The organism is Heliomicrobium gestii, assembly GCF_009877435.1.
Lineage (GTDB): Bacteria > Bacillota > Desulfitobacteriia > Heliobacteriales > Heliobacteriaceae > Heliomicrobium > Heliomicrobium gestii.
Genome location: NZ_WXEX01000001.1, coordinates 339,467 through 363,013 on the forward strand (window position 1 = coordinate 339,467; position 23,547 = coordinate 363,013).

General features: G+C 57.4%; 23 protein-coding genes and 1 pseudogene. 19 read left to right on the forward strand and 5 right to left on the reverse strand.

Features of this window, described 5'->3' with window-relative positions:
- Positions 1–227: 227 nt before the first annotated feature.
- From GTO89_RS01590 to GTO89_RS01615, 6 genes and pseudogenes are all read left to right on the forward strand, one after another.
- Positions 228–1,481, forward strand: a pseudogene (locus GTO89_RS01590) (aspartate kinase).
- Positions 1,482–1,702: 221 nt separating this feature from the next.
- Positions 1,703–2,407 carry a spore coat protein gene (locus GTO89_RS01595; protein ID WP_161260296.1) on the forward strand — a complete coding sequence of 235 codons (705 nt, stop codon included), beginning with the start codon at positions 1,703–1,705 and terminating at the stop codon, positions 2,405–2,407.
- Between the two features lie 247 nt (positions 2,408–2,654).
- Positions 2,655–3,632 (forward strand): VanW family protein, encoded by a 978-nt coding sequence (locus tag GTO89_RS01600; protein WP_161260297.1) that lies wholly within the window; start codon positions 2,655–2,657, stop codon positions 3,630–3,632.
- A gap of 15 nt (positions 3,633–3,647) precedes the next feature.
- Positions 3,648–4,079, forward strand: coding sequence for an EamA family transporter (locus GTO89_RS01605; RefSeq protein WP_161260298.1), 432 nt, complete (start codon positions 3,648–3,650; stop codon positions 4,077–4,079).
- A 55-nt stretch (positions 4,080–4,134) separates the two neighbouring features.
- The gene (locus tag GTO89_RS01610; protein WP_328793842.1) at positions 4,135–5,376 is read left to right on the forward strand and encodes an aspartate aminotransferase family protein; all 1,242 of its coding nucleotides are present in this window, start codon (positions 4,135–4,137) and stop codon (positions 5,374–5,376) included.
- 76 nt (positions 5,377–5,452) lie between these two features.
- Entirely contained in the window at positions 5,453–5,887 is a 435-nt protein-coding gene (locus tag GTO89_RS01615; RefSeq protein WP_161260300.1) for an aromatase/cyclase, read from the forward strand.
- 43 nt (positions 5,888–5,930) lie between these two features.
- Here GTO89_RS01615 and GTO89_RS01620 read toward each other — a convergent pair whose 3' ends face one another.
- Positions 5,931–6,854 (reverse strand): L,D-transpeptidase, encoded by a 924-nt coding sequence (locus GTO89_RS01620; protein ID WP_161260301.1) that lies wholly within the window; start codon positions 6,852–6,854, stop codon positions 5,931–5,933.
- 336 nt (positions 6,855–7,190) lie between these two features.
- Here GTO89_RS01620 and GTO89_RS01625 point away from each other — a divergent pair, with 336 nt between their 5' ends.
- The 11 genes from GTO89_RS01625 to GTO89_RS01675 all read left to right on the forward strand — a co-directional run bounded on the left by GTO89_RS01625 (position 7,191) and on the right by GTO89_RS01675 (position 16,986).
- Complete coding sequence (locus GTO89_RS01625; protein WP_161260302.1) at positions 7,191–8,012, forward strand: polyprenyl synthetase family protein; 822 nt, start codon at positions 7,191–7,193, stop codon at positions 8,010–8,012.
- A 147-nt stretch (positions 8,013–8,159) separates the two neighbouring features.
- Positions 8,160–8,900 carry a demethylmenaquinone methyltransferase gene (locus tag GTO89_RS01630; RefSeq protein ID WP_161260303.1) on the forward strand — a complete coding sequence of 247 codons (741 nt, stop codon included), beginning with the start codon at positions 8,160–8,162 and terminating at the stop codon, positions 8,898–8,900.
- A 111-nt stretch (positions 8,901–9,011) separates the two neighbouring features.
- Entirely contained in the window at positions 9,012–10,460 is a 1,449-nt protein-coding gene (locus GTO89_RS01635) for a menaquinone biosynthesis decarboxylase (protein ID WP_161260304.1), read from the forward strand.
- A gap of 78 nt (positions 10,461–10,538) precedes the next feature.
- Positions 10,539–11,408: a UbiA-like polyprenyltransferase gene (locus GTO89_RS01640; RefSeq protein WP_161260305.1), complete on the forward strand. Its 870-nt coding sequence runs from the start codon at positions 10,539–10,541 to the stop codon at positions 11,406–11,408.
- Between the two features lie 16 nt (positions 11,409–11,424).
- Positions 11,425–12,528, forward strand: a complete 1,104-nt coding sequence (gene mqnE / locus GTO89_RS01645; protein WP_161260306.1) for an aminofutalosine synthase MqnE — start codon at positions 11,425–11,427, stop codon at positions 12,526–12,528.
- Positions 12,529–12,530: 2 nt separating this feature from the next.
- Positions 12,531–13,385, forward strand: a complete 855-nt coding sequence (locus GTO89_RS01650; RefSeq protein WP_161260307.1) for a menaquinone biosynthesis protein — start codon at positions 12,531–12,533, stop codon at positions 13,383–13,385.
- Complete coding sequence (gene mqnC / locus GTO89_RS01655; protein WP_161260308.1) at positions 13,375–14,457, forward strand: cyclic dehypoxanthinyl futalosine synthase; 1,083 nt, start codon at positions 13,375–13,377, stop codon at positions 14,455–14,457. Before GTO89_RS01650 ends, mqnC begins: the two co-directional genes overlap by 11 nt.
- Positions 14,458–14,470: 13 nt before the next feature.
- Entirely contained in the window at positions 14,471–15,238 is a 768-nt protein-coding gene (gene tatC / locus GTO89_RS01660; protein WP_161260309.1) for a twin-arginine translocase subunit TatC, read from the forward strand.
- 210 nt (positions 15,239–15,448) lie between these two features.
- Positions 15,449–15,841: a bacteriohemerythrin gene (locus GTO89_RS01665; RefSeq protein ID WP_161260310.1), complete on the forward strand. Its 393-nt coding sequence runs from the start codon at positions 15,449–15,451 to the stop codon at positions 15,839–15,841.
- 25 nt (positions 15,842–15,866) lie between these two features.
- Positions 15,867–16,520 (forward strand): chemotaxis protein CheC, encoded by a 654-nt coding sequence (locus GTO89_RS01670; protein WP_161260311.1) that lies wholly within the window; start codon positions 15,867–15,869, stop codon positions 16,518–16,520.
- A complete protein-coding gene (locus GTO89_RS01675; protein WP_161260312.1) occupies positions 16,507–16,986 on the forward strand; it encodes a chemotaxis protein CheD in 480 nt (159 codons plus the stop codon). Before GTO89_RS01670 ends, GTO89_RS01675 begins: the two co-directional genes overlap by 14 nt.
- Positions 16,987–17,133: 147 nt before the next feature.
- On the opposite strand, the gene GTO89_RS01680 is transcribed toward GTO89_RS01675, so the two are convergent.
- Positions 17,134–17,817, reverse strand: coding sequence for a 4Fe-4S binding protein (locus GTO89_RS01680; RefSeq protein WP_161260313.1), 684 nt, complete (start codon positions 17,815–17,817; stop codon positions 17,134–17,136).
- A 229-nt stretch (positions 17,818–18,046) separates the two neighbouring features.
- Positions 18,047–19,426, reverse strand: coding sequence for an NAD(P)/FAD-dependent oxidoreductase (locus GTO89_RS01685; RefSeq protein WP_161260314.1), 1,380 nt, complete (start codon positions 19,424–19,426; stop codon positions 18,047–18,049).
- Between the two features lie 344 nt (positions 19,427–19,770).
- Between GTO89_RS01685 and GTO89_RS01690 the strand changes: the two genes are divergently transcribed.
- Positions 19,771–19,914 (forward strand): hypothetical protein, encoded by a 144-nt coding sequence (locus tag GTO89_RS01690; protein WP_161260315.1) that lies wholly within the window; start codon positions 19,771–19,773, stop codon positions 19,912–19,914.
- A 107-nt stretch (positions 19,915–20,021) separates the two neighbouring features.
- Here the strand turns inward: GTO89_RS01690 and GTO89_RS01695 are convergent, their stop codons facing one another.
- Complete coding sequence (locus GTO89_RS01695) at positions 20,022–21,362, reverse strand: DUF2252 domain-containing protein (RefSeq protein ID WP_161260316.1); 1,341 nt, start codon at positions 21,360–21,362, stop codon at positions 20,022–20,024.
- A gap of 277 nt (positions 21,363–21,639) precedes the next feature.
- Between GTO89_RS01695 and GTO89_RS01700 the strand changes: the two genes are divergently transcribed.
- Positions 21,640–22,707: an HD-GYP domain-containing protein gene (locus tag GTO89_RS01700; protein WP_161260317.1), complete on the forward strand. Its 1,068-nt coding sequence runs from the start codon at positions 21,640–21,642 to the stop codon at positions 22,705–22,707.
- A 77-nt stretch (positions 22,708–22,784) separates the two neighbouring features.
- Here GTO89_RS01700 and GTO89_RS01705 read toward each other — a convergent pair whose 3' ends face one another.
- Positions 22,785–23,441, reverse strand: coding sequence for a superoxide dismutase (locus GTO89_RS01705; protein ID WP_161260318.1), 657 nt, complete (start codon positions 23,439–23,441; stop codon positions 22,785–22,787).
- Between the last annotated feature and the right edge of the window lie 106 nt (positions 23,442–23,547).

Sequence of the window (23,547 nt, forward strand, 5' to 3'; positions counted from 1 at the left end):
TCTACAACGTGGTTCGACTAGGTATGACAAAAAAAGAGACCCATTCCAGAGGGCGGCTGGATAGTATATACCAATCGTCCGAGTAAATGGGTTGCCGGGTTCTGTTTGGTTGTTCTCTACTCTTTTTGTTCATTGCATTTTTCCTGTCCATTTTATTTTTTCCAGTGCCCATTATGCCCTTTATGTACGATTATCGATCTTTGGACTGAGTAAGGAAGTGAACCGAGTTGGCCATCGTTGTACAAAAGTTCGGGGGTTCCTCTGTCGCCAATCCCGAACGGATCATGCGGGTCGCCCGCCGGGTCGTGGAGACGAAAGCGGCAGGCAACCAGGTTGTTGTGATCGTGTCCGCCATGGGGGACAGCACCGACGACCTGATCGATCTCGCCAAACAGATCACGGACAAGCCGAAGGCGCGCGAAATGGACATGCTCCTGGCTACGGGGGAACAGGTGTCCATCGCCCTCTTGGCGATGGCCATCGATAAGTTGGGCCAACCCGTTCTATCTCTGACGGGACCGCAGGTGGGCATCCTGACGGAACATGTCCACGGCAAGGCGAAAATCCTCGATGTCAATCCCGAGCGGCTTCGCCAGGAACTGGACGCCGGCAATATCGTCATCGTCGCCGGTTTTCAGGGCGCCACGGAGACCGGTGAGATCACCACACTGGGTCGCGGCGGCTCCGATACGACCGCCGTGGCGGTTGCGGCAGCCCTGAAAGCGGATGTCTGCGAGATCTTCACCGATGTGGACGGCGTCTATACGACAGACCCGCGCGTTGTGCCGAAGGCCCGCAAACTCCATCAGATCACCTATGATGAGATGCTCGAACTGGCCAGCCTGGGCGCTCAGGTATTGCACCCCCGCTCAGTGGAAGTGGGCAAGGAATACAATGTTCCCATTCATGTGCGGTCCAGTTTCAATCACAATCCCGGAACCATGGTGCAGTAGGTCGTTGACATGATGGAAAAAGATATGATGGTCAGAGGCGTCGCCTATGACCTGAATGTGGCAAAAATCGGACTCTTTGATGTGCCCGACAAGCCGGGAGTCGCCAGCATGCTCTTCAAATCCCTGGCAGAACGGCGGGTAAACGTCGATATGATCATCCAGAGCGCCATGCGCGATGACATGAACGACATCGCCTTCACTGTCGGGAAGGATGAACTGGAAACGGCCGTTGAGGTTGTCAAGGCGGTCAACGAGGCCGTCGGCGCCGGCGGCCTGACCTTTGACGCCAATCTGGCCAAGGTGTCCATCGTCGGCGCCGGCATGGTCAGCCGCCCTGGCGTGGTGGCCATGATGTTTGAATCGCTCGCCGACGAGGGGATCAACATCGACATGATCGCCACATCGGAGATCAAAGTTTCCTGTGTCGTCAGCGCCTGTGACGCCAAACGGGCCGTCCAGGCTATTCACAAGACCTTTGAACTGGAAGGCGATGTGGCGGCCAATGACGAGGGATTCAAAGCCGGTTGAGTGATTTCTGTGTAGAAGCGCAGCCTTTCGATGGGCATACAAAAGCCTTTCCCGGTCGCAATAACTGGGAAAGGCTTTTTTTCGTTTTTGGGAAGAGTGCTGGGCAGCTTTTTCGCGCGACAGGCCATCGGTTCCAGCTAATACCATAGCTCCTTTTGCATGTGTTCCTGTGTCCCGGGAAAGTATAAAGCCGGACATTCATCAAGGAGGGACTGGAAAGCATGCTACAACAGGGACAACAGGTATACGCCTCGCCGGTGAACGCCTTTGGAACCAACCTGGGCGGCGGGATCGCCGGCATGGGCCGCGCCATGGCATCGGGCGCCACGACCGGCATGGGCATGAACGCGGCCGGCGGGCAGCAGCAGTTCGGCGCTCATGAGGTGTTGATGGTTCATGAGGTCCTGCAAGACACGATCGACGGGCTCAACAAGTTCGAACTCTACCGCTCCCATGTGAAGGATTCGCAACTGGCCCGGATTTTGGATAACCAGATCCAGTTCATGCGCACCTGTTACCAGAATACGGTCAACTACCTGCACCATAAAGGACAGAGCAGCGCCGTTCCGTACCGGATACCGCGCACTTCGAGCCCTGCTTACGGGTTGCGCAATCCCCAACCGCAGGAGCCCAACACCTCGGTGAACCAGATGGATGACCGCGATGTGGCTTCGGGGATGTTGGGAAGCGCCAAGTGGTCGGCCGTCTTGCACACCCAGGCGGCCCTCGAATGCGCCGATCCGACGCTGCGGGCGATGATGGTCAGCGGCGCTCAGTCCTGCATCAATAAGGCCTATGAGCTCTTCCAGTTTATGAATCAGCGCGGCATGTATCAGGTGCCGACGTTGGCGGATAAGACGACGAATACCTTCATCCACTCCTACCAGTCGCCGCAAGGCATGGGCATGCAGATGCAAATGCAGTAAGCGTTCCTTGCGCCGAAACTGCTCAATCAACCTCCCTCGAGAACGACCCGGAAAAGCCGTTTGCGGCTGGTCCGGGTCGTTTTGTCATTCCATTAATTCCAAGACTAATCCACGCCGGACTTCGCATACATTTCAAGGAAGGTCGGCATGGGGAAGGGATTGGCTGATTATTTGCTTCGACTCATGCGAGGGTAGGTGAGAAATCGTGAGAGTAATCTACGCCTTTGGATCCCTGGCGCGAAAAAAGATGCGCTTTCTCATCGCTGGATTGATTGCCGGACTTTTTTTAGGGGCATACCCGTTTTTATTCGCCCAAGGCTTGTTGAGCGGGTTGCCTCTCGGACATTCAGACTCAAAAGCCGATCATCCGCCCCAGGTCCAACCATCACCGGAAGATGTATCTCAAGAGAATACCCATTCGCAACCAGAAGAAGCAGTTCAGGAGCACCCCTACGGTCGACCAGTAAAGGGCCCCCTTCACTGGGAACAGGACCCACGTTTTTTGGAGGTTTGCGCAAAACAGAATGCCACCATCCGCATGGGCGCTTTTCAAACAAGACTGCCAGACCCGCTGCCCGGCGAAGAGTTTAACGCCGCTTATGCGGCTGACCTCTTGGCCGGCACAATCATCGAACCGAATCAGGTGTTTTCCATGAACAATACGATCGGTCCTTACACCAAACAGCGCGGTTATCAGGAAGGTCCCTCATATGTGGGTTCGAAGGTTGTGACAACCATTGGCGGAGGTGTCTGCAAAGTTGCCACCACCCTGTACAACGCGGCTGTCCTGGCGAATCTGAAAATCGTCGAGCGGCATCCCCATCTGATGCAAGTCCCCTATGTGCCGCCGGGACAAGATGCGGCTGTTTTTTACGGCGCCCAAGACATTAAGGTCAAAAACGACACCAAGAGCCCGGTGGTGATCTGGGCGAATGCCAATATGGATGAAAATACACTTTACGTCGCCTTTTACGGAAGCGTTGCCCCTCCAAAAGTGATTTGGCATCATAAGATTCTAAACCGTCAGAAAGCGCCGACGCTCTACCGCGCCAACACCGGTCTGAACGAAGGCGAAGAAAAGGTGCTCGTCGATGGCGCTGAGGGATTACAAGTAAAGTCTTGGCTGACGATTGAACAGAGCGATTCGAAAATCATGACAAAAAATCTCGGTGTGGACTATTACAAACCGATGCCAAGAGTAATCGAACGGAAGTCAAAAACTTAGCCGGAGGGATGACGGTTGTATGCCTTTTGGCTCGCCTTTTTTGGCTCCGTCTGTTGGGGGCTGGCGCCAATCTTCGGGAAAGTGGGACTGAGAGGGATCCCCACTATCGACGGGTTGGCTGCCCGCACGCTGATCACGATACTGCTTGTCGGCTTATGGGTGTTGATCAGCGGAAACATCGCTCGCATCAGTGAGATCAGCACGAAGAGTTGGTTTTTTCTTGGATTGGAAGCCTTTTTCGCGACCTTCGCCGGTGACTTGGCCTATTATGCGGCGATCAAAAGGGGGGATATCGGCCAGACGGCCATCGTCCTGGCGTCGTCTCCCTTTATCAGCGTTTTTGCCGGGTCTTTTTTTCTGGGGGAAACGTTGACGATGATGAAGCTGGCCGGCGCTGCCCTGATCGTCTTGGGCGTCGTCCTGATCGGATTCGATGCCATGGGATGACGCCCGGTTCGAATCGATATGGACATGTCATATGCAGGTGGAGGGAGGTCTTGCGGTGACCACTGTCATGGAGTCCTATGAACAGTATGTCAATCCGGCTGCGGCGCGGCTGTTTCGCCTGATGGGGATGAGCGCCGCCGCTGTGCGGGCCGAAGGGAGCTTCGTCTATGACGAAGCGGGGAGGGAGTATGTCGATTTTCTTGGAAATTTCGGCGTTCTCAGCCTAGGGCACCGCCATCCTCGCGTGATCGCCGCTGCGCTGGATCAGTTGAACCGGATGGCACAAACGGCGCGGTTTTTATTGGACGAGCCGACGGCCCGCCTGGCCGAAACCCTGGCGCGCATCACACCCGGCGATCTGCAGTGTTGTTTTTTCGGTAATTCCGGCGCCGAAGCGGTGGAGGCGGCCCTGAAGATCGCCCGACTCGCCACAGGGAAAAGAAGGTTTATATCGACGCTGAACAGCTTTCATGGCAAGACTTTCGGCGCTTTAAGCGTCTCCGGCCGGGAACCGTTCCGGGCGCCCTTTCATCCCTTGCTGTTCCCGGTGACCCATGTGCCTTTCGGCGACATCTCGGCTCTCGAAAAGGCGTTGGCGAAGGAGAGCGATGTGGCCGCCTTTATCGTCGAACCGGTGCAAGGCGAAGGCGGCGTAGTGACGCCCCCGCCGGGGTACCTCAGCGAGGCGTCAGCCCTTTGCCTCCAGGCGGGAGCGCTCCTGATCGTCGATGAGGTGCAGACCGGTCTGGGGCGGACAGGGAGGCTCTTTGCCTGTGAGGAGGAGGGCGTCGTGCCAGACCTGCTCTGCCTGGCCAAGGCGCTCGGCGGCGGCGTCATGCCCATCGGCGCGACGGTCGGCCGCCCTGCCGTCTGGGCGGCGCTGTCGGATCATCCCTGGTTGCACACGAGCACCTTCGGTGGTAACCCCTTGGCGTGCGCCGCTGCCTTGGCCGCGATTGAGGTGACACTGGAAGAGGATTTGGCGGGGCAGGCGCGGGCGAAGGGCGACTGGCTTCTCGGTCGGCTGGAGGCGCTGGCGAGCCGGCATACCCGGGTGATCGACGGCGTACGCGGTCGCGGCTTGTTGATCGGAGTGGAGGTGACCAAGGAAGGCGCCGGAGGACTCATCATCAGCCGGATGGTGGCAGAGCGGATCATCGTCGGTTATACGCTGAACAATCCTCGGGTGATCCGCCTGGAACCGCCCCTGAACGTGCCTTGGGAGGTTCTTGAACGGGTGACTGCGGTGTTGGAAGAGGCGGTCAAGGAGGCGGAAACTTACATAGACGATCTGTGATGTTGCCTGGCGTCGATAGGGCCAATTGAGCGCCGCGACGTTGGCGCTGGAATGCAGGGAGAAGAGGAGTGGTCCCATGCCCTATGTAGAAGAAAGCCTGTGGATCGGGGGATCGGTGCGCAGCGTCTACGCATTAGCCTGCCGGATGGAGGACTATCCCCTCTTTATGTCCGATGTGCGCTCTGTCTGCGTCGTCGAGCGCGGTGAAGGGTATACGGTGACCGATTGGGAGACCGATGCCGACGGGCGTCTCTTCCGGTGGCGCGAACGGGACGATTTCCTCCCCGATGAGGGGCGGATCATCTACCGGCAGATCGAAGGGGATGTAAAACGCTTCGAGGGGGAGTGGCGTTTTCGGGAACAGGGAGAGGGATGTGAAGTGACCCTGACCGTTGACTTCGATCTGGGCATCCCGATGCTGGCGCCGCTGCTGCACCCGATCCTGGTGAAAAAGGTGCGGGAGAACTCGCGGGCCATGCTGTTCGCCATCAAGGAAAAGGTAGAAGGGTAAGCGAAAAAGGACCGGCCTGGTTGGGCCGATCCTTTTTGCTGCTTTATTTTTGAATGTGGACGGCTGTTCCGACGGAAACCAGCGGGTAGATCTCTTCCACATCCCGGTTGGACAGACCGACACAGCCATAGGTCCAGTCTTTGCCGAACTCGACGGAACTGCCGCCGTGAATCCCGACAGCGCCGCCCAGCGCCGTCTCCTGCGGCGGTGTGAGGCCGTTGTTGTTGGCATAGACGATGGCATTGTAGGTCTGCTGATCGATCAGACCTTGGGCGAGACCGCGTTCACCGGCTTCGATGTTCGGGTAGCTGAGGCGCATCCAGCGGGTGCCCAGGAACTCATCGGCAGGGCTATAGACGATTTTTTCTGTGATATACAGGTTGCCTTCCGGCGTTTTGCGGTCACCCTGCACCTGCTTGTCACCGAGGCCGCCTTCGCCCAGTTCCACGTGATAGGCTTTCAGCGCTTTGCCGTTGGACATGATGGAGAGGGTGTGGTCCGACTTGTCCACGAAAATGGACAGGGTGGACGGACTGACTCCTTTGGCCTTGACGATGTCAGCCAGCGGGCTGCGGGGGATCGCCAGCACTCGTCCCGGCGAGATCAGGCTGGAGCCCATGTTGTTGTTTTGTTTCAAGGCATCAACAGTGACGCCGTATTTTTGGGAAATCAAATAGAGAGAATCGCTCTGCTGGACCGTGTAGATGTTCGGACCGCCGGACACCCCGGGCAGATGCAGCGCCTGACCCGGATAGATGGCATCTCCGGACAGGCTGTTGGCGCCCTTCAGCGCCGACAGGGAAAGACCGTGGTTGACGGCCACCCGGTAAAGGGTATCGCCTGCTTGTACGGTATAGAGGCTGGGGTTGGTTTCGGCAGCTTCAGCGCGTTGGGACGGGAGGTTCAATCCCGCGGCAAGCAAGAGTGCGCCGGTGAATATAAAGGAAAATAGGAGTTTTCGTTGCATCGTAGAATCCCCTTTCTGCTTGTATTTTCACTATGTGTATAGTGGTATTCAGCGTCGTTTTGTTAGTCTAGCATAAGCAACGGGCGATATCATTAGTAAATAAAAGGGAACCCGCTAGGCGCCTCTTCCCTTGTGGGGCATCCTAGGAGGGAGATAAATTCATAGCGAGACTAAAATAAATCCGTTATTCAAAAAAACATATACAGATTCCTTACAAACATTCGCTGATTGTGAAATTTTGTTTTTTTTATTATCCAGACATCTACTAGGGCAGGATTTTGTCAGGTGTGCTAGAATTATAATATCGCTGACCGGCCGGAAAGGGGTGTTTTTCGTATGTCAATCAGAATGTGGGAGTCGATCCTGCCTGAATTGTCGAAGGTGCGGGCCCGTCTTGATGACCGTATGCCCGAAATTTCAAAACAACACCTTCGCTTCATGGGATTGGGTTCCTATGATGTGCACAAGATGTTTCCGGCCATTCTGGTGCTGCTCGCGACGCGTATGTTCGGCGCGCCCAGCCTGCAGGCCAACTGCCTGGCGAGCGCTGTCCAGTTTATCCAGACAGGAACGGATATTCACCGGACGATTCCCGATGAAGGTAGAGGCCTTCGCCACCTGGAGCAGGCGACGATTCCTTTCTCCGTGCTGGTGGGCGACCTTTACTACTCCCAGTTTCTATCCCTCCTCTGTGAAGGGGAACTGCTGGAGTACTTGACGCCGATCTCCCGGATGGTCTGCCGCGTCCATGAAGGCGGTGTCCTCCGGAAAGAGCTCGTCGAACCGGGATTCGCCACCGATGAGCATATCATGTCCATGCGTGAGATGGAATTTGCCAGCCTGCCGGCCCTGTCTTGCCGGATCGCCGGCGAACTCTGCGGCGCTTCGCCGAGGCAATTGGCGGCGCTGGAACAGTTGGGACGAGCCGTGGGCCTGCTGGCCGGCTGCCGGATGTTGGCGGCCCCGTCTGATGAGGTCGCCGAGTGGCTTGATGAAGCCCATGAGGCGCTCTGCGCGCTGCCCCAAGGGGCGATGGCCGAGGCATTCCGGGTTTTGCTGTCCCAGTTGGACGGCTGCGCCCGCCATGACGGCCTGAAGCTGCCCCTGGAAAAGCCGCTGCTGGAAGGCATCGTCAAGCCCAGAGTGGTTGTCGTGTGAACAAACAAGCGACTCGATGAGGCCGCCGGATTGTCCGGCGGCTTTTCGACGTGGCGATTTTCGTTGAAGAAGCGCCTCCGGTAATATAAAATAGCGAAGGAAGCGCAAGCTAAAGAACACAGTAAAAGGAAGGCGTGTGTTGCGATCATGGCGGAGGAGTTCCGGTCTGCGGAGGAGAAGGAGCGGTTTATCCAATCCACTTTTTCCGCCATCGCCGCCCGATACGATTTGATGAACCAGGTGATGACCTTCAATTCCGACACCCGTTGGCGGCGCAAAGCGGCGACCCTGTCCCGGCTTCCCGTCGGCGGCGCCGGCCTGGATGTCTGTTGTGGCACGGGGGAATTGGCCCAGGCGCTGGCGGAACGGGTCGGCGCGGGGGGATCGGTCGTCGGCCTCGATTTCAACGCCGACATGCTGACCGTGGCCCGGGAGAAACAGCGGGAAGGCAAGCTGGCCCGGCAGATCGAGTTTATCCAGGGAAACGCCATGGAACTGCCTTTTCCCGATAACCGGTTTGATACGGCCACCATCGGCTTCGGCTTGCGCAATGTGCCCGATTTTCGCCAGGCGCTGCGGGAGATGACTCGCGTCGTCAAGCCGGGCGGCACGGTGGTTTCGCTGGAGACGTCAAAACCCCAGTCATGGCCGATGAAGCCCCTTCATGGGTTTTATGTGGATCAGCTGGTGCCCATCATCGACCGGCTGTCGGTGGGACAAAAGGGTCCCTACGCCTGGTTGGCCCGGTCGGCGCAGGCCTTCCTCCCTCAGGAGGAGTTGAGCGCTGTCTTCCGGGAGGTCGGTCTGACCCAGGTCCGCTATGATAATCTCTTTGGCGGTGTCGCCGCCATTCATGTCGGTTTCAAACCGGATAGAGCAACCCATTGATCCCCCACCCGCGACGGAGAGTCGTCCTGGCGTTTCTGAGGGCGATTTCTCCGTTTTTTCGTTGGCGGCCGGAAAAAACGGGGGAAGCTAACATAGAGGAGGAATCGCACCTTGGCTTTTCGCGACATTCGTGAGTTTATCGAGGAACTGGAGAGACGGGGCTGGCTGAAGCGCATCAAGGCCGAAGTGGATCCCTACCTGGAGATTGCCGAGATCACCGATCGAGTGGGCAAGCAGGGCGGTCCGGCCTTGCTCTTTGAAAACGTGAAGGGATCGGACATGCCTGTACTGACGAACACGGTCACCTCCTATGAACGCCTGCACCTGGCCATGGGTGTCAACCACCTCGACGAAATCGGCGACGAGATCATGAGCTTTCTCCAGGTTCCTGACGTGTCGACGTCATCGTTCTTCGATAAACTGAAAGCCCTGCCGAAGCTGGCCCAGATCGGGAACTTTTTGCCGAAGACGGTGCGCACCGGTCCGGTGAAAGAGGTTATCGACCATGACCCGGATCTGACCAAAATCCCGGTGCTGACCACCTGGCCCGACGATGGCGGCCCCTTTATCACCTTGCCCATGGTCTTCACCAAAGACCCGGTCACAGGCAAGCGCAATGTGGGCATGTACCGCATGCAGGTCTATGATCGCAATACGACGGGCATGCACTGGCACATGCACAAGCAGGGCGCCCAGCACTTGGCTGAGGCGAAAGGGAAGTCGAAGCGGATGGAGGTGGCCGTCGCCCTCGGCGGCGATCCGGTCCTTTCCTATTCGGCGACGGCGCCCCTGCCGCCCGGGATCGATGAGATGCTGCTGGCCGGCTTTTTGCGCAAAAGCCCCGTCGAGATGGTCAAGTGCGAGACTGTCGACATCGAGGTGCCGGCCAACGCCGAGATCGTCCTGGAAGGGTATGTCGATCCGGAGGAACTGCGCTGGGAAGGTCCCTTTGGCGACCACACGGGCTACTACTCGCTGGCTGATTACTACCCGGTCTTCCATGTCACCTGTGTCACCCGCCGCAAAAACCCCATCTACCCGGCGACGGTGGTGGGGCGTCCGCCCATGGAGGACAGCTACCTGGGCAAAGCGACGGAACGCATCTTCCTGCCGCTGCTGAAGCTGGTGGTGCCGGAAGTGGTGGACATGAACCTCCCCTGGGAGGGCGGCTTCCACAACCTGGTCGTCGTCTCCATCAAGAAGAAATACCCCGGCCATGCCCGCAAGGTCATGTGTTCCCTCTGGGGCATGGGCCAGATGATGTTTGCCAAGACGATTGTCGTCGTCGACGAGGATGTCAACGTGCAGGACATGAGCGAGGTCTGGTGGCGGCTGTTCAACAACATTGACCCGCGCCGGGACATCATGTTTGTCGATGGACCCGTCGACGCCCTCGATCATGCGGCGCCGCTGCCTCATTACGGTTCGAAAATGGGCATCGACGGCACCCGCAAGTGGAAGTCGGAAGGGCACACCCGCGACTGGCCTGAGGTGATGGTCATGTCGCCGGAGGTGCGTGAGCAGGTGGCGAAACGCTGGAAGGAATACGGTCTCGATTAAATAACAGATCGGGAATGCGCGTACAGGGGCGCACATGAGCTAGAAACGGCGCCGCTTCGTCACGGGAGGGGATACATCTTGTCCAATTCCACTAGCGCGTTGGGACGGGTCGGCACGTTCCTGGAAATGATCAAGTTTGAGCACACCATCTTTGCGCTGCCCTTTGCCTACATGGGCGCGTTGTTGGCCCAGATTCGCCTTCCCGACTGGCCGGTCCTCTTTTGGATCACCATGGCCATGGTGGGGGCGCGGACGGCGGCCATGACCTTGAACCGGCTCATCGACCGCCACATCGACCGGAAAAACCCGCGCACGGCCAACCGGGCCATGGCCCGGGGGATCATCGGCGCCGGCGAAGCCTGGTTCTACGTAGCCCTCAGCTTTGTGTTGCTGCTGTTTTCAGCAGCCATGCTCAACAGGACCGCCCTGTTGCTGTCACCGTTGGCCGTCTTTGTGCTCGTCCTCTACTCCTACACAAAACGGTTTACCTGGGCCTGCCACGTTGTGCTCGGCCTGGCCCTGGGGGCTGCGCCCATGGGCGCCTGGATCGGCGTCAACGGGGCGGTCGATCCGCCCGTCGTCGTGCTGGCCTTCGCCGTCCTCTTCTGGTCGGCCGGGTTCGACGTGATCTATGCCTGCCAGGATGCCGATTTTGACCGGTCGCAGGGACTTCATTCGATTCCCGCTCGCTTCGGCATCGCCCGGGGACTGATGATCTCGCGATTGCTCCATGTGATCGCGCCGGCGCTGTTGCTGGTCGTCGGCCTCATGCTCGGCCTGGGAACCTTTTACTATGCCGGTGTGGCGATCTCGGCCGGTCTGCTGGTCTATGAACATACCCTTGTGTCTCCCAAGGACCTGAGCCGTCTTGACGCTGCCTTCTTCGCCATGAACGGCTATATCAGCATGACCATGTTTGTATTTACCTTACTGGATATCTTTTTTTAAGAACGGGGTGACATGAATGGAGGGTTTCTTTTCCCACAGCCCTCTGGCTGATCTGATTCCCAAGGTGCAGGCGGGGGAACGGCTTTCCAGAGAAGACGGGGTGCGCCTCTTCGCATCGGATGACCTGCTCACCATCGGCTACCTGGCCGATCTGGTCCGCCGGCGGAAGAACGGCGATAAGGTCTACTTCATCAACAACCGCCACATCAACCCGACCAATGTATGCGTCAACCGATGCAAGCTCTGCGCTTTCGGCGTCGACAAAGGAACCGAGCAGGCCTACCTCTTGGATCTGGAGACCATCGAGGAGAAGGTTCGCCAGTCCCTGGCGTCCAAGCCCTCGGAGATCCATATCGTCGGCGGTCTTGATCCAGACGTGCCCTTTCAGTTCCAGGTGGACATGCTCCGGCGGGTGAAGGCGATCATGCCGGAGACGATCATCCAGGCCTTTACGGCTGTGGAGATCGACTTCTTCGCCGGGCAGACAGGCAAACCGGTGGGCGAGGTGCTGGCGATCCTGCGGGAAGCCGGGTTGGATTCCCTGCCAGGCGGCGGCGCTGAAGTCTTCAGCCCCCGTGTCCGTGAGAAGATCTGTCCGAAAAAAATCTCCGGCGATCGCTGGCTGGAGGTCCATGGCGAGGCCCACAAGCTGGGGATGAAGACGAACGCCACCATGCTCTACGGCCACATCGAGACGCCGGAGGAGCGGGTCGACCACCTGATCCGCCTGCGGGAGCAGCAGGACAAGACCGGCGGCTTTTTGACCTTTATTCCCCTGGCTTTCCATCCGAAAAATACGGAACTGGAGACGATGGGCCTGTCCCGCACGACCGGGTACGAGGATTTGAAGGTCCTCGCTGTGGCGCGGTTGATGCTCGATAACTTCGACCATATCAAGGCCTTTTGGATCATGATCGGGCCAAAACTGGCCCAGGTGTCGCTCGCTTTTGGCGTTGACGATATCGACGGCACCGTCGTGGAGGAGAAAATCACTCACGCCGCCGGCGCGGAAGCCGGGATGGTCATGACCCGGCGCGAACTGGTCGCCATGATTCGCGCAGCGGGACGGACGCCGCTGGAGCGGGACACCCTCTACAATATTGTGCGGAGGGAGTTTTAGCGATGATTCGATTGGGACGCGTGGATTACCTGAATGTGTTGCCCGTCTATTATGCCTTTGAATCGGGTGCCGTTCCCTTGACAGCCGAGTTTGTGCGCGGCGTGCCGGCCCTGTTGAATGGGAAGTTTCTATCGGGCGAACTCGATATCACGCCGATTTCCTCCATCGCTTACGCCGGCCAGCCCCAAGCCGGATGGGTGCTGCCCGATGTGTCGATCAGCGCCGACGGGCGGGTGGCGTCGATCCTGCTCTTCACACGCCGGCCGATCCGGGAATTGCGCGGCGAAACCTTGGCTGTCACCACCTCGTCGGCCACCTCGGTGGCGCTCCTGAAAGTGCTCTTGGCGCGCCATTACGGCGTTCGTTGCGAACTTTCGCCGCAAACGCCGGACCTGGCTTCCATGCTGGCCGATCACCCGGCGGCGCTGCTCATCGGCGATGACGCCTTGCAGGCCGCAGAGGCCTTGCGCCAGGGCGGCCTGAGCGGACTGGGGCTTCACGATGTGATCGACCTGGGTCTCGTCTGGAAGGAGATGACGGGGCTGCCCATGGTCTATGCCCTCTGGGCGATCCGCCACGACTATGTGCAGCGTCATCACGGCGAGATCGAACGGGTTGCGGAAGCATTCCGCCATGCCCGGAGATGGTCTGATGAGCGCCGGCAGGAGGTGCTCGTCGAGGCGCGGCGCCGCTACGACTTCCCGGTGGAACTGCTGCAAGACTATTTCCGGACGATCCGCTACGATCTGGACAATCTCTACCAGCACGCTGCCGAGACCTTTTTCGCGGAAGCGGCGAAGGTCGGCGTCCTGCCGGCGCCGGTGAAGCTAAAGGTGTGGGGTCAAGATGAGGGATAGGGTCACAGCCGATTGGCAAAGGGTTCTGCAAAAGGCTCGACGCGGCGAACGGCTCAGCCTGGAGGAGGGCGTCCTCCTCTTGAACGAGGCGGAACTGCTTCCCTTGGGCGCGGTGGCCCGGGAGGTGAGTGAGCGGATGCACCCCGGCGGACGGGTGACCTTTGTCATTGACCGGAATATCAACTACACCAACATCTGTGTCACCGGTTGCCGCTTTTGCGCCTTCTATCGTTCGCCAGGCCATCGGGAGGGGTACGTCCTTTCTCAAGAAGCGCTTTTTCAAAAGATCGAAGAGACAGTCGCTGTCGGCGGCACTCAGATCCTGATGCAGGGGGGCATCCACCCCGAATTGGGATTGGAGTGGTTTGAAGATCTCCTGCGGGCGATCAAGGCTCGATTCTCCATCCATATCCATTCCTTTTCGCCGCCGGAGATCGTCTTTCTGGCTGATAAAGAGGGCCTCTCCCTGGAAACCGTCATCGGTCGTCTCCACGCCGCCGGCCTCGATTCCATCCCTGGCGGGGGGGCCGAGATCCTCGATGATCGGGTGCGCCAGGCGATCAGCCCGCGCAAGATCGGTTGGCGGCGATGGATGGATGTGATGCAGGCGGGCCACCGTCTCGGGCTGCGGACCACGGCGACGATGATGTACGGCTCTGTGGAAAGCCCGGAAGAGCGGATCCGGCATATGATCCGGGTTCGGGAGGCCCAGGACGAGACGGGAGGCTTTACGGCTTTCATTCCCTGGAGTTATCAGCCTGCTCATACCGAACTGGGAGGAACAGGCACGACCGGTGTCGAATACCTGAAAACTCTTGCCCTTTCGCGGCTGATGCTTGATAATGTTGCCAATATCCAAGCCTCTTGGGTCACCCAGGGCGCCAAGATGGGGCAAGTGGCCCTGGCCTTCGGCGCCAACGACTTTGGCGGCACCATGCTGGAAGAAAACGTCGTCCGGGCCGCCGGTGTGCGCCATCGCGTGCCGATGGACGAGATCGTGCGGGCCATTCGCGATGCGGGCAAACGCCCGGCCCAACGTGACACCCTTTACCACATTCTCCGGGAGTTCTGAGGAGGCCGGCGCGATGATGGAATCAACCCAGGAAGAAAAAACCATGCCCTTGACGGAACACCTGGAAGAGCTGCGGACAGTGTTGATCTGGTCTCTGGTGGCGGCGATAGCGGGTACTTTTGTCGCCTACAACTGGAACCAGGAGTTGATCGCGCTGCTGACCAAACCCATGGGCGATTTAGGGATCAAACCGGTCATCGTCCGACCGGCGGAAGGTTTTTTTGCTTCGGTCAAAGTGTCTTTTTTTGCCGGGCTGATCCTCGCCTCGCCGGTCATCCTGTGGAAGGTTTTGTCCTTTGTCATGCCTGCGCTCTATCCCGATGAGCGCAAGTGGGTCTACATCATCCTGCCCATCTCGGTATTTCTCCTGATCACCGGTGTGGTCTTCGCCTTTTATACGGTCTACCCCATCGGGGTCACCTTCCTGATCACCTTCGGCGACTTTACGCCGATGATCTCCATCAGCGAATACCTTTCCTTTGCGCTCTGGTTCATCCTTCCCTTCGGCCTGGTCTTCCAGATGCCCTTGGTGATCATGTTTCTAGTCCGCCTCGGCATCGTCGATTATCGCTTTTTAGCAAAATACCGGCGGTACGCCATCTTGGCCATGTTCATCATCGCCGCTGTCTTTACGCCGACGCCGGATGTGATCTCACAGACCCTGATGGCGGGACCCATGTACCTGCTCTATGAGATCAGCATCTGGATCGCCCGCTGGATTTCGCCGAAGAAACCGGCGGAGGCGGCGGAAGAAAACGCATTGACCCGTGATGTTCCTTGAGGATAAAGGGAAATCAATGGTGATCATGAATCAAAAGCGAGCCTGGTTTGGCATCGCTTTTTTTTGCTCCTTTTACTGGATTTGCAATCGGAGAGGCAGAGTGAAATGAAAAGTATGCTATAATCACAGTAACACGTCAGGAACTCGGTCATGCCCGGCAAACGTACCTGCAGATCCGGCTGAAGAAAGGGACAGGAAAGGAGTCGACCGATGAGAGTAGAGTGGACGGACAAGTTGTCCATCGGAATCGGCATTATTGATGATCAACACAAGAAACTGGTGGAACGGGTCAACGCCTTTGTGGACGCGGTGGAATGCCGGGATACCCGCAAAATCGAAGAGACAGTCAATTACCTGATTGGGTATACGATTCAACACTTCGGCGCCGAAGAACTGATCATGCTCCGCAATGGGTACAGCGAGTTCAAACGGCACCGGGAAGAACATAACTGGTTTATCAACGCCATCTATGACGTCAATAAAGAGTTGCTCGATCAAGGACTCAGCGACGAGCGCTTAAGCCAGGTGGAGGAAATGCTGGCCGGTTGGATCGTCAACCACATCCAAGTCGTCGACAAACGCCTGGCCGAAGTCATCCGGTGACCAGCGAAATATTTGAGGTGAAACGATGAAGGATATTATCCGCGATATGAGTGACTTTCATCTCGATGTGCTGCGGGAAATCAGCAACATCGGCGCTGGAAACGCAGCCACGGCGTTGTCACAACTGCTGGGCAAGCCAGTGAACATGCGGGTCAGCCGGGTTATTCCGATGCCCTTTAACGACGTCACCGAGTATGTCGGCGGCGCTGAAAATCTGGTGACCACTGTTTTCTCCCGCATCGATGGCGATATCACCGGCAACATGCTCTTTGTGATGGGCGCCGCTGATGGCGGGGCGCTGGTCCGTCATATGGCCGGTGACAACGGCGAGGGGGATGGCGAACTTTCGGAGTTTGCCCAGTCTGTGCTTCAAGAGGTGGGCAATATCCTCTCCGGCTCTTACCTGACGGCCCTCTCTGATTTTACCGGCTTTGATCTGCGGACGAGCGTGCCCTGTCTCTGTGTCGATATGGCCGGCGCCATTTTGAGTTTTGGTCTGATGGAGACCGGAAAAAGCAGCGATTACGCCATCCTGATCGACGCCGAGATCCTCCCCGGCGGGAACGACCAGAACGGTGATGTTCAGAGCTCTTCGGGACACATCTTCCTGTTGCCCGACCCGGAGTCTTTTCATAGAATCTTTTTTGCTTTGGGAGTACATCGCTATGGCAGTAATTAAAGTCGGCATCGCCGATTCCAATGTCGCCAAAGCGCCTGACTCGATCTGCACCCTTGGACTCGGTTCCTGTGTAGGCGTTACCCTCTTTGACGACGCGAAAAAAATTGTGGGAATGGTTCACGTGATGTTGCCGTCAACAGAACTGGCCCGGTCCAGTTCCTACAAAAAGGCCAAGTTCGCCGACTCGGGCGTTCCGGAACTGGTCGACATGCTGGTGCAGGCCGGGGCTTCGCGCATGCGGCTAAAGGCGAAGATGGCAGGCGGCGCTCGCATGTTCAGTTTTGAGGACAGCGCCAAGGGCATCGGTCAGCGCAATATCGAGGCCTGCAAAGAAATCCTGCGCAAACTGGGCATCCCGATCATCGCCGAAGACACAGGAGGCAGCCACGGCCGGACGATCGAGGCTTTTTCCGATACGGGCGTGCTCGAAGTGAGGACTGTGTCCAAGCCGGTGATCCGGATTTGACCTTCAAGGTCAACGATGAAGCGAGGAACATGCAGTTTTCCATTCCAATCGGGGATAGATTGGATCCAATAGAAGAACGCCCTGCCGTTGTTGACGCGGCAGGGCGTTGTCAGTTTTCATCACATCGGGTTGATTAGGTTGGGTTGATCAGAGCGATTCCTGGGCGGGATGACGTGGGGTGGTATCGATGCCGCTTCTCTTGATCGTGCCCCGCGGGCAGGCGCTGGCGCATTCGCCGCAACGGATGCAGGCGTTATCGGTGATGGTCGCCCGGTGGTTGGCGTCCTTGTAACTCACAATCGGGATCTGCATGGGGCATTGGCGTTCACAGAGGCGGCACTCCTTGCAGTCTGAGGCGATTGTCATCGCGCCGCCGCGACCCCGGAGCGCGCCCACCCAGCTGGCCATGGCGCCCATGGGGCAGATGACGCACCAGGAGCGGGTTTTGTAGAGAAGGCCCACGACGAGACCGATGGTCCCTGAGATGATGCCCATGGTGACGAAGACAGAACCGATTTTTTCGATGTCGCCGCCGGTCAGGCTAAGCCGCCAAATAAAGGCGGACATAAAGACGGCGAAAAAGATGTTGCGGGCGTGTTTTGATTTTAGCCAGGCGGGGATGGGCTTTTTTCGGTTGAAAGCGAGGAATTTGTCGTAGAGAAGTCCCCGGGGGCATAAGCCGCCACACCACTTGCGACCGGCAACGGTGGAGATGCCGATGGCGGTGGCCATGCAGAGGGCCATGACGTAGCCGAAGAGGGGATAGTAGAGGCCTAAGGAGAGGTAGGCCAAAGGGATGAGAAAAGCGATGCTCTTGTATTTTTGCAACACAGGAGATACCCCTTTCATGTAATGTCGTCGCTATTATAGCATCGACACAACATTACTGCATAGGGGTATGGGGTATATTTTTCAAAATAATCGGATGCACTGAGTGGGCCCGGCGCTTTCTCAAACGATAAAAAACGCCGGTATGCGATCTTCGCATCCGGCGTCAGGTGAACGATGGACTCAATTGTTGCGTTGCCGGCTGCGATAGGGCATCGTGGCGATTTGTGAATTACTGCTGCAGCCGCTCGGCGATGACCCGGGCCACATGAACACCGCTGGCGCTGGCCTGGGAGAGGCCGCGCGTCACGCCGGCGCCGTCGCCGATGGCAAACATGTTGGCGATCTCTGTCTCCAATTGAGTGGTCAGCTTGAGGCGGGAACTGTAGAACTTCACTTCCACGCCGTAGAGCAGGGTGTCGTTGTTGGCCATGCCCGGGGCGACTTTGTCAAGGGCGTAGATCATCTCGACGATGTTGTCCAGGTGGCGTTTCGGAAGGACGAGGCTGAGATCGCCCGGGATGGCCTTCAAGGTCGGCTTGGTGAAGCTCTGGGCGAGGCGGTGTTCGTTGGTGCGGCGGCCTTTGACGAGGTCGCCGAAGCGCTGGACGAGGACGCCGCCGCCAAGCAGGTTGGAGAAAGAGGCGATCCGCTTGCCATACTGGTGCGGTTCGTTGAAAGGTTCGGTGAAACGGTTGCTCACCAACAAGGCGAAATTGGTGTTGCGGCTGTGCAGTTTTTCGTCGCGGTAGCTGTGGCCGTTGACGGTGATGATGCCGTCGGTGTTTTCGGCGACCACATATCCGTAGGGGTTCATGCAGAAGGTGCGGACCAAGTCGCCGTACTGCTTGGTCCGGTAGACCAGTTTGGCCTCATAGACCTCGTCGGTGATGTGTTGGAACACTTCCGCAGGAATCTCCACGCGCACACCCACGTCAACCTGGTTGTTAAAGAGGGATAAACCGAGGCTCTTGCACTGGCCGGCAAACCACTCCGAACCGGCTCGGCCGGGGGCGGCGATCAGGTAGTCGCATTGGATCTTCTCCGATTTGCCGATATCGAGCAGGAAGCCCTTTCCCTGCGGGGTGATGGCCGAAACGGGCGTCCGGAAAAGGAGGGTCACTTTCTGATCGAGGTATTCAAAGAGGCTCTTCAGGATCTGCAGGTTGTTCTCTGTGCCCAGGTGACGCACCTTGGCGTGAAGCAGATGCAGGTCATGGGCGAGGGCTTTTTTGCCGATGGTGCTTTTCTCGGTGCTGAACAGATCGGAGGGCGCGCCGTACTGCAGGTTGATCCGGTCCACATAATCGATAAGTTCCATTACGTCCTGTGTAGAGAGGTACTCCTGGAGCCAGCCGCCGAATTCGGTGGTAAAGTTATACTTGCCGTCGGAGAAAGCGCCGGCGCCGCCGAAGCCCCGCATGATATCACAGGGGTTGCACTTCACACAACGGGTCGATTTTTTCTCAGCGATGGGGCATTTTCTTGAATAGATATCGCTGCCCGCTTCCAGGATGATCACACGGGCGGTAGGACAGGTGACGACAAGTTCGTAGGCCGCAAAAATAGCGGAAGGTCCGCTGCCGATGATCGCCACATCATACTTGTTCATCCGGACATATCCCCTCGCGTTTTACTTGTTGACAAACCATCGGATATTATACGAAAAGGGATATGAAAAGTAAATGACCAATTGCACAAGTTAACGAATTATTATTTTCCAGGGCGGCAGGGCCTTGAGAGGGGACCTATCGGGAGCAGCGAGCCAACAGTGGGCTCGCTCTATGAGGAGACGCAGTGAATAGGAAAAGATCCAGCCAAATTTGGGCAAAGGCTTGAAAAATTTTCAGGGCTGAATTATAATAAAAGAAAATTAACACATTCACAAAGTCTCGGCCAGATGAAAGACCGATGTAGGTCCGATGAAATGGAAATAGGGCAAGGAGGCGCGTGAAAATGACGCAAGCAATCGTGAATCTGTTTCCCGCCCCGGAAGTCGATCCCTTGCTGATGTGTGTGCACCAACCCCATGAATGTGTTCATTGCGGCGGTTGCGGATTCTCAATGTTGGAACAGGAAGAATCTACGGAAATGCATTGAGCGTCCTCGATTGTTTGTCAGGAAACAAAAGGTCGACAATATGGGCCGGAAAAGCAAAAACGCAGGGGCGTCGCCTCCTGCGTTTTTGTTATAGGGAGAGGCGACGATCATCCTTCCGCTGGCCACCGGCTCAAGAGTTCCCGGAAGAGATCATAATCCGCATGGACGCGCCGAGCGTACTCCAGTGCCCACTCGGTGATCTGAAGGAGGAAACCGCCGGCGTCACGATCGATGGCTTCGGCGATGGCCTCTTCACTGTGATGGGGGAGCAGCAAGCGTTCCACATCGGCGTCGGCTCGCGCATGGATTTTGGCGGTGATGCGGCCCATCAAGGCCACCGTTTCAGCCAGTTCGTCGCCATCGGCCACCGTCTCGGCCTTCAGTTTCTTTTTAAACGGACAGCGCTCCCGCACATAAAAGTCTTCGCCGTTGATGGTCAGGTAGCCCAGGTAGGGATCAGCCCGGTGTTGCATCGCCTTTTGGGTCGTCACGACCCGCTTGCCCTGGTGATCAAACCATCGGAAGAAGGATTCCTGATAGGGGAGAAAACAGGCGGGAATGGGCGTCCGCACCGCTTTGGCCTCGAGAATCAAATCATCGTGGTGGCAGCCGGCATCGCCTTCGACGAGAATGTAGTAGCGTGGCAAGCCGATGGAGGCCGTACCGGAACCGCTCTTGACAGCCACATCTTCGATCCGGTAAAAATCGGGCTTTTCGCGCACCACGGTGTCGATGGAGTCAATGTAATCAGGCCAGAGGCTCATCAGATCCTTGCGCAAGCCATCGCTAGCCGGCGTGATCTCTTCGCTCGAAAGAAAGCGGTGGGTTCCGTCGGCAACGGTGGTGATCCGCATCAGCAGTTTGCGCTCATCCTGTTTCTCCAGTTTTTTTAGCAACTTTTTGATGGGGCCTTCACTGTCGCTGGCGTCGAAGGTTACACTGTGGGGGGACTTTTTGCCCCTGCCATAATCGTCAATATCTGCGGCGTAGGCCTCAAGGTAACGCTGCACGGCCTGGGCGATCTCTTTTTCTTTTAATTGGCCTGTTTGGCCCACAAGGACGATGGATACAGTCATGCGCATCAGGTCATAGAGGTAGGAGCCCAGATACCCTTCATCAAAATCATTGACATCGTAGACGATATTGCCCTTGCGATCTTGAAAAGCGCCGAAGTTTTCAAAATGCAGATCTCCCTGGAGCCAGGTGGGCAGGCGCTCAGGGGTATGGTAGGGCGTGGGGAAGCGAGTGGCGTCATAATAGAAGAGGCAGGCGCTTCCCCGATAAAATCGAAAGACGTTTTCCGACATCTGGCTGTACTTGTCCCGGCGCTGGGCAGCCGAAAGGCCCAGCATCTCTTCATCAATGACGTCAAAGAGCGCGCCGATCGTCTGTCGACGGAGATCGAGGGCCATGGTTTGAATCCTTGCGCTTACAGGGCGAACAGGCATAGAATCATCCTCCTCGTGTCACCGGAGCGGTGAAAGGGTTTCGCCGTTTCCATCTCCCTTGCTGTATCTTATTCTAGCCGTTGCCCCAGTCTTTGTCAGCCAACTTGTTGCTGCTTGTAGAGCTTTTGTGGCTGAAATGAGGAAAAAGTTGAGCGAGAAAATTATAATAATTATTGATTTAATTTTGCGGCGCCTGTATAATTAGCATTGAACCTGGAAAGCGTTGGTTCGCAACGTCGATAGATGGTCATTTGTTGGACCCTTGGAGCAATGCAACATGAGGCAACAACATCAGCCAGGGGATGAAGCAGAGATGGCGTCAAGATTTTTACCAGTTGAGCGGTTGCAAAAGGGCATGACACTGGCGGGAGACATTCGCGTCTCCCCTTCGGACCTGTTGTTGTGTTCCAAGGGCGATATCGTCAACAGCGCAATGATTCACAAATTGCGCTCCTGGGGTATCGAATATGCCGCCATCGAGCACAGCTACGATATGCGCCGGGAACAGAGGGAGCACTGTGTGAAGGCGTTGCGCCAAAAAGTATATGATCTTTTTACCGCCGTCGCTCTCCGTCGAAGCCCTTCCATGTTGGCGTTCACGGAAGCCATCGAAGAGATGGCCTTTGCCATTGACCGGCTTGACCTTGAATTTTTTTGGCAAGCGCTGGCGCAGCTGAAGGGGAAAGACGGATATACCTTTGTCCATTGTCTGGAGGTTGGCCTAGGCGCTTTGCTGATCAGCAAAAATCTCGGATTCAAACGGGAACAACGGGTTCAGCTCTGCCTAGGCGCCACGCTCCATGACATCGGCAAGCTTGGCGTTCCTCAAGCCATTTTGACAAAACCGGGGGCGCTGACAGCCGAGGAGTTTACCATCATCAAGAACCATCCCGCGATCGGCGTAACGCTGCTGCAGTCGTCCGGGATGAGCCACCCGCTGCTGCTGCATGCTGTCGACGAACACCACGAACGCTATGATGGGGCAGGCTATCCCCATGGCCGCCATGGTGATCAGATCACCTTGGCCGGACAGATCACGGCTGTGGCGGATGTGTTTTACGCCCTGACCTCTGATCGCCCCTACCGGAAAGGATGGTGCCCCTTGCGCACCTTCGAATACATCCATTCCCAGAGGGGCGTCCAGTTCAGCCGCGAGGCGGCTGACGCCCTGATTGACAGCCTATCGCCCCTGTACCTGACAGGGATGCAGGTGCTGCTCTCCGATGGCAGTTCAGGCACGGTAGAAGAGGTGGATCCCCGGTTTCCCCACCGGCCCTCGGTTCGCCTGGGAAACCGTATCGTCGACCTGCGCGACTGTCCGGAGATCGCTGTCATCAGCGCCTGAAAAGAGGAGATATCAAAGCCCGCGGATGTAGCGTTCGCGGGCTTTGTTTGTGTTGGTGGACTGACCGGAGAGAGGACTCAACGGTAGGTCCCTGGGACGAGCGCCAATTGCCCCTGCATGGCCATCAACAGGCGGCATTCGACTTCAAACCAATTCACCAATCGCCACCAGGCTTGGATGTAGTCGCGACGCCGGTTTTGGTAGTTCAGGTAATAGGCGTGTTCCCACACATCAACGGCCAGGATGGGGATGGCGCCCCACTGGGTGAGGTTTTGATGTTTTTCCGCCGTAAGGAGTTCCAAGCGCTGCCAGGCAGGCTGCCAGGCAAGCAAGGCCCAGCCCGAACCTTCCACATCAGCGGCGGCGGCGCTGAACTGTTCCTGAAAACTGCGAAGATCACCGAAATAAGCGGCTATATGGCCGCGCGTATGGGGACCCGGCTGTCCGCCCCGTCCCGGCGGCGCCATGACGGCCCAGTAGAGACAGTGGAGGATGTGGCCGGAACCGTGAAAGGCCAGTTCACGCTCCCAGTGTTTGACCAGAGAAAAATCGTTCTGCCGTCGCGCCTCGACGAGCTTTCGCTCTGCCCTGTTTACGCCCTCCACATAGGACAGGTGATGGCGATCATGATGGATTTTCAGGGTTTCCGCGCCGATCAGCGGTTCCAAGGCATTGTAGGGAAAGGGCAGGGGCGGCAGTTGATGGCCGCCGGGCGGGATCATGAGGTAGGACATGGGACGTCTCCCTCCTTCCCACGTCGATCGGTTCACCCTTTTTGAACGGTTTTGCCGTTCCGTACAGGCGGTTTCCGTTCAATGTTACGGAAGAAAGCGCGCGCCT

What these genes read in the sequence shown, in the direction of transcription:
- GTO89_RS01675 (WP_161260312.1), top strand. Translation starts at nt 16,507, where the DNA reads ATGGCAGTAATTAAAGTCGGCATCGCCGATTCCAATGTCGCCAAAGCG.
- GTO89_RS01685 (WP_161260314.1), bottom strand. Translation starts at nt 19,426, where the DNA reads ATGAACAAGTATGATGTGGCGATCATCGGCAGCGGACCTTCCGCTATT.
- GTO89_RS01690 (WP_161260315.1), top strand. Translation starts at nt 19,771, where the DNA reads ATGACGCAAGCAATCGTGAATCTGTTTCCCGCCCCGGAAGTCGATCCC.
- GTO89_RS01630 (WP_161260303.1), top strand. Translation starts at nt 8,160, where the DNA reads ATGGCGGAGGAGTTCCGGTCTGCGGAGGAGAAGGAGCGGTTTATCCAA.
- GTO89_RS01700 (WP_161260317.1), top strand. Translation starts at nt 21,640, where the DNA reads ATGAGGCAACAACATCAGCCAGGGGATGAAGCAGAGATGGCGTCAAGA.
- GTO89_RS01600 (WP_161260297.1), top strand. Translation starts at nt 2,655, where the DNA reads ATGCGCTTTCTCATCGCTGGATTGATTGCCGGACTTTTTTTAGGGGCA.
- GTO89_RS01705 (WP_161260318.1), bottom strand. Translation starts at nt 23,441, where the DNA reads ATGTCCTACCTCATGATCCCGCCCGGCGGCCATCAACTGCCGCCCCTG.
- GTO89_RS01595 (WP_161260296.1), top strand. Translation starts at nt 1,703, where the DNA reads ATGCTACAACAGGGACAACAGGTATACGCCTCGCCGGTGAACGCCTTT.
- GTO89_RS01615 (WP_161260300.1), top strand. Translation starts at nt 5,453, where the DNA reads ATGCCCTATGTAGAAGAAAGCCTGTGGATCGGGGGATCGGTGCGCAGC.
- mqnE (WP_161260306.1), top strand. Translation starts at nt 11,425, where the DNA reads ATGGAGGGTTTCTTTTCCCACAGCCCTCTGGCTGATCTGATTCCCAAG.
- mqnC (WP_161260308.1), top strand. Translation starts at nt 13,375, where the DNA reads ATGAGGGATAGGGTCACAGCCGATTGGCAAAGGGTTCTGCAAAAGGCT.
- GTO89_RS01650 (WP_161260307.1), top strand. Translation starts at nt 12,531, where the DNA reads ATGATTCGATTGGGACGCGTGGATTACCTGAATGTGTTGCCCGTCTAT.
- GTO89_RS01625 (WP_161260302.1), top strand. Translation starts at nt 7,191, where the DNA reads ATGTCAATCAGAATGTGGGAGTCGATCCTGCCTGAATTGTCGAAGGTG.
- GTO89_RS01665 (WP_161260310.1), top strand. Translation starts at nt 15,449, where the DNA reads ATGAGAGTAGAGTGGACGGACAAGTTGTCCATCGGAATCGGCATTATT.
- GTO89_RS01695 (WP_161260316.1), bottom strand. Translation starts at nt 21,362, where the DNA reads ATGCCTGTTCGCCCTGTAAGCGCAAGGATTCAAACCATGGCCCTCGAT.
- tatC (WP_161260309.1), top strand. Translation starts at nt 14,471, where the DNA reads ATGATGGAATCAACCCAGGAAGAAAAAACCATGCCCTTGACGGAACAC.
- GTO89_RS01670 (WP_161260311.1), top strand. Translation starts at nt 15,867, where the DNA reads ATGAAGGATATTATCCGCGATATGAGTGACTTTCATCTCGATGTGCTG.
- GTO89_RS01620 (WP_161260301.1), bottom strand. Translation starts at nt 6,854, where the DNA reads ATGCAACGAAAACTCCTATTTTCCTTTATATTCACCGGCGCACTCTTG.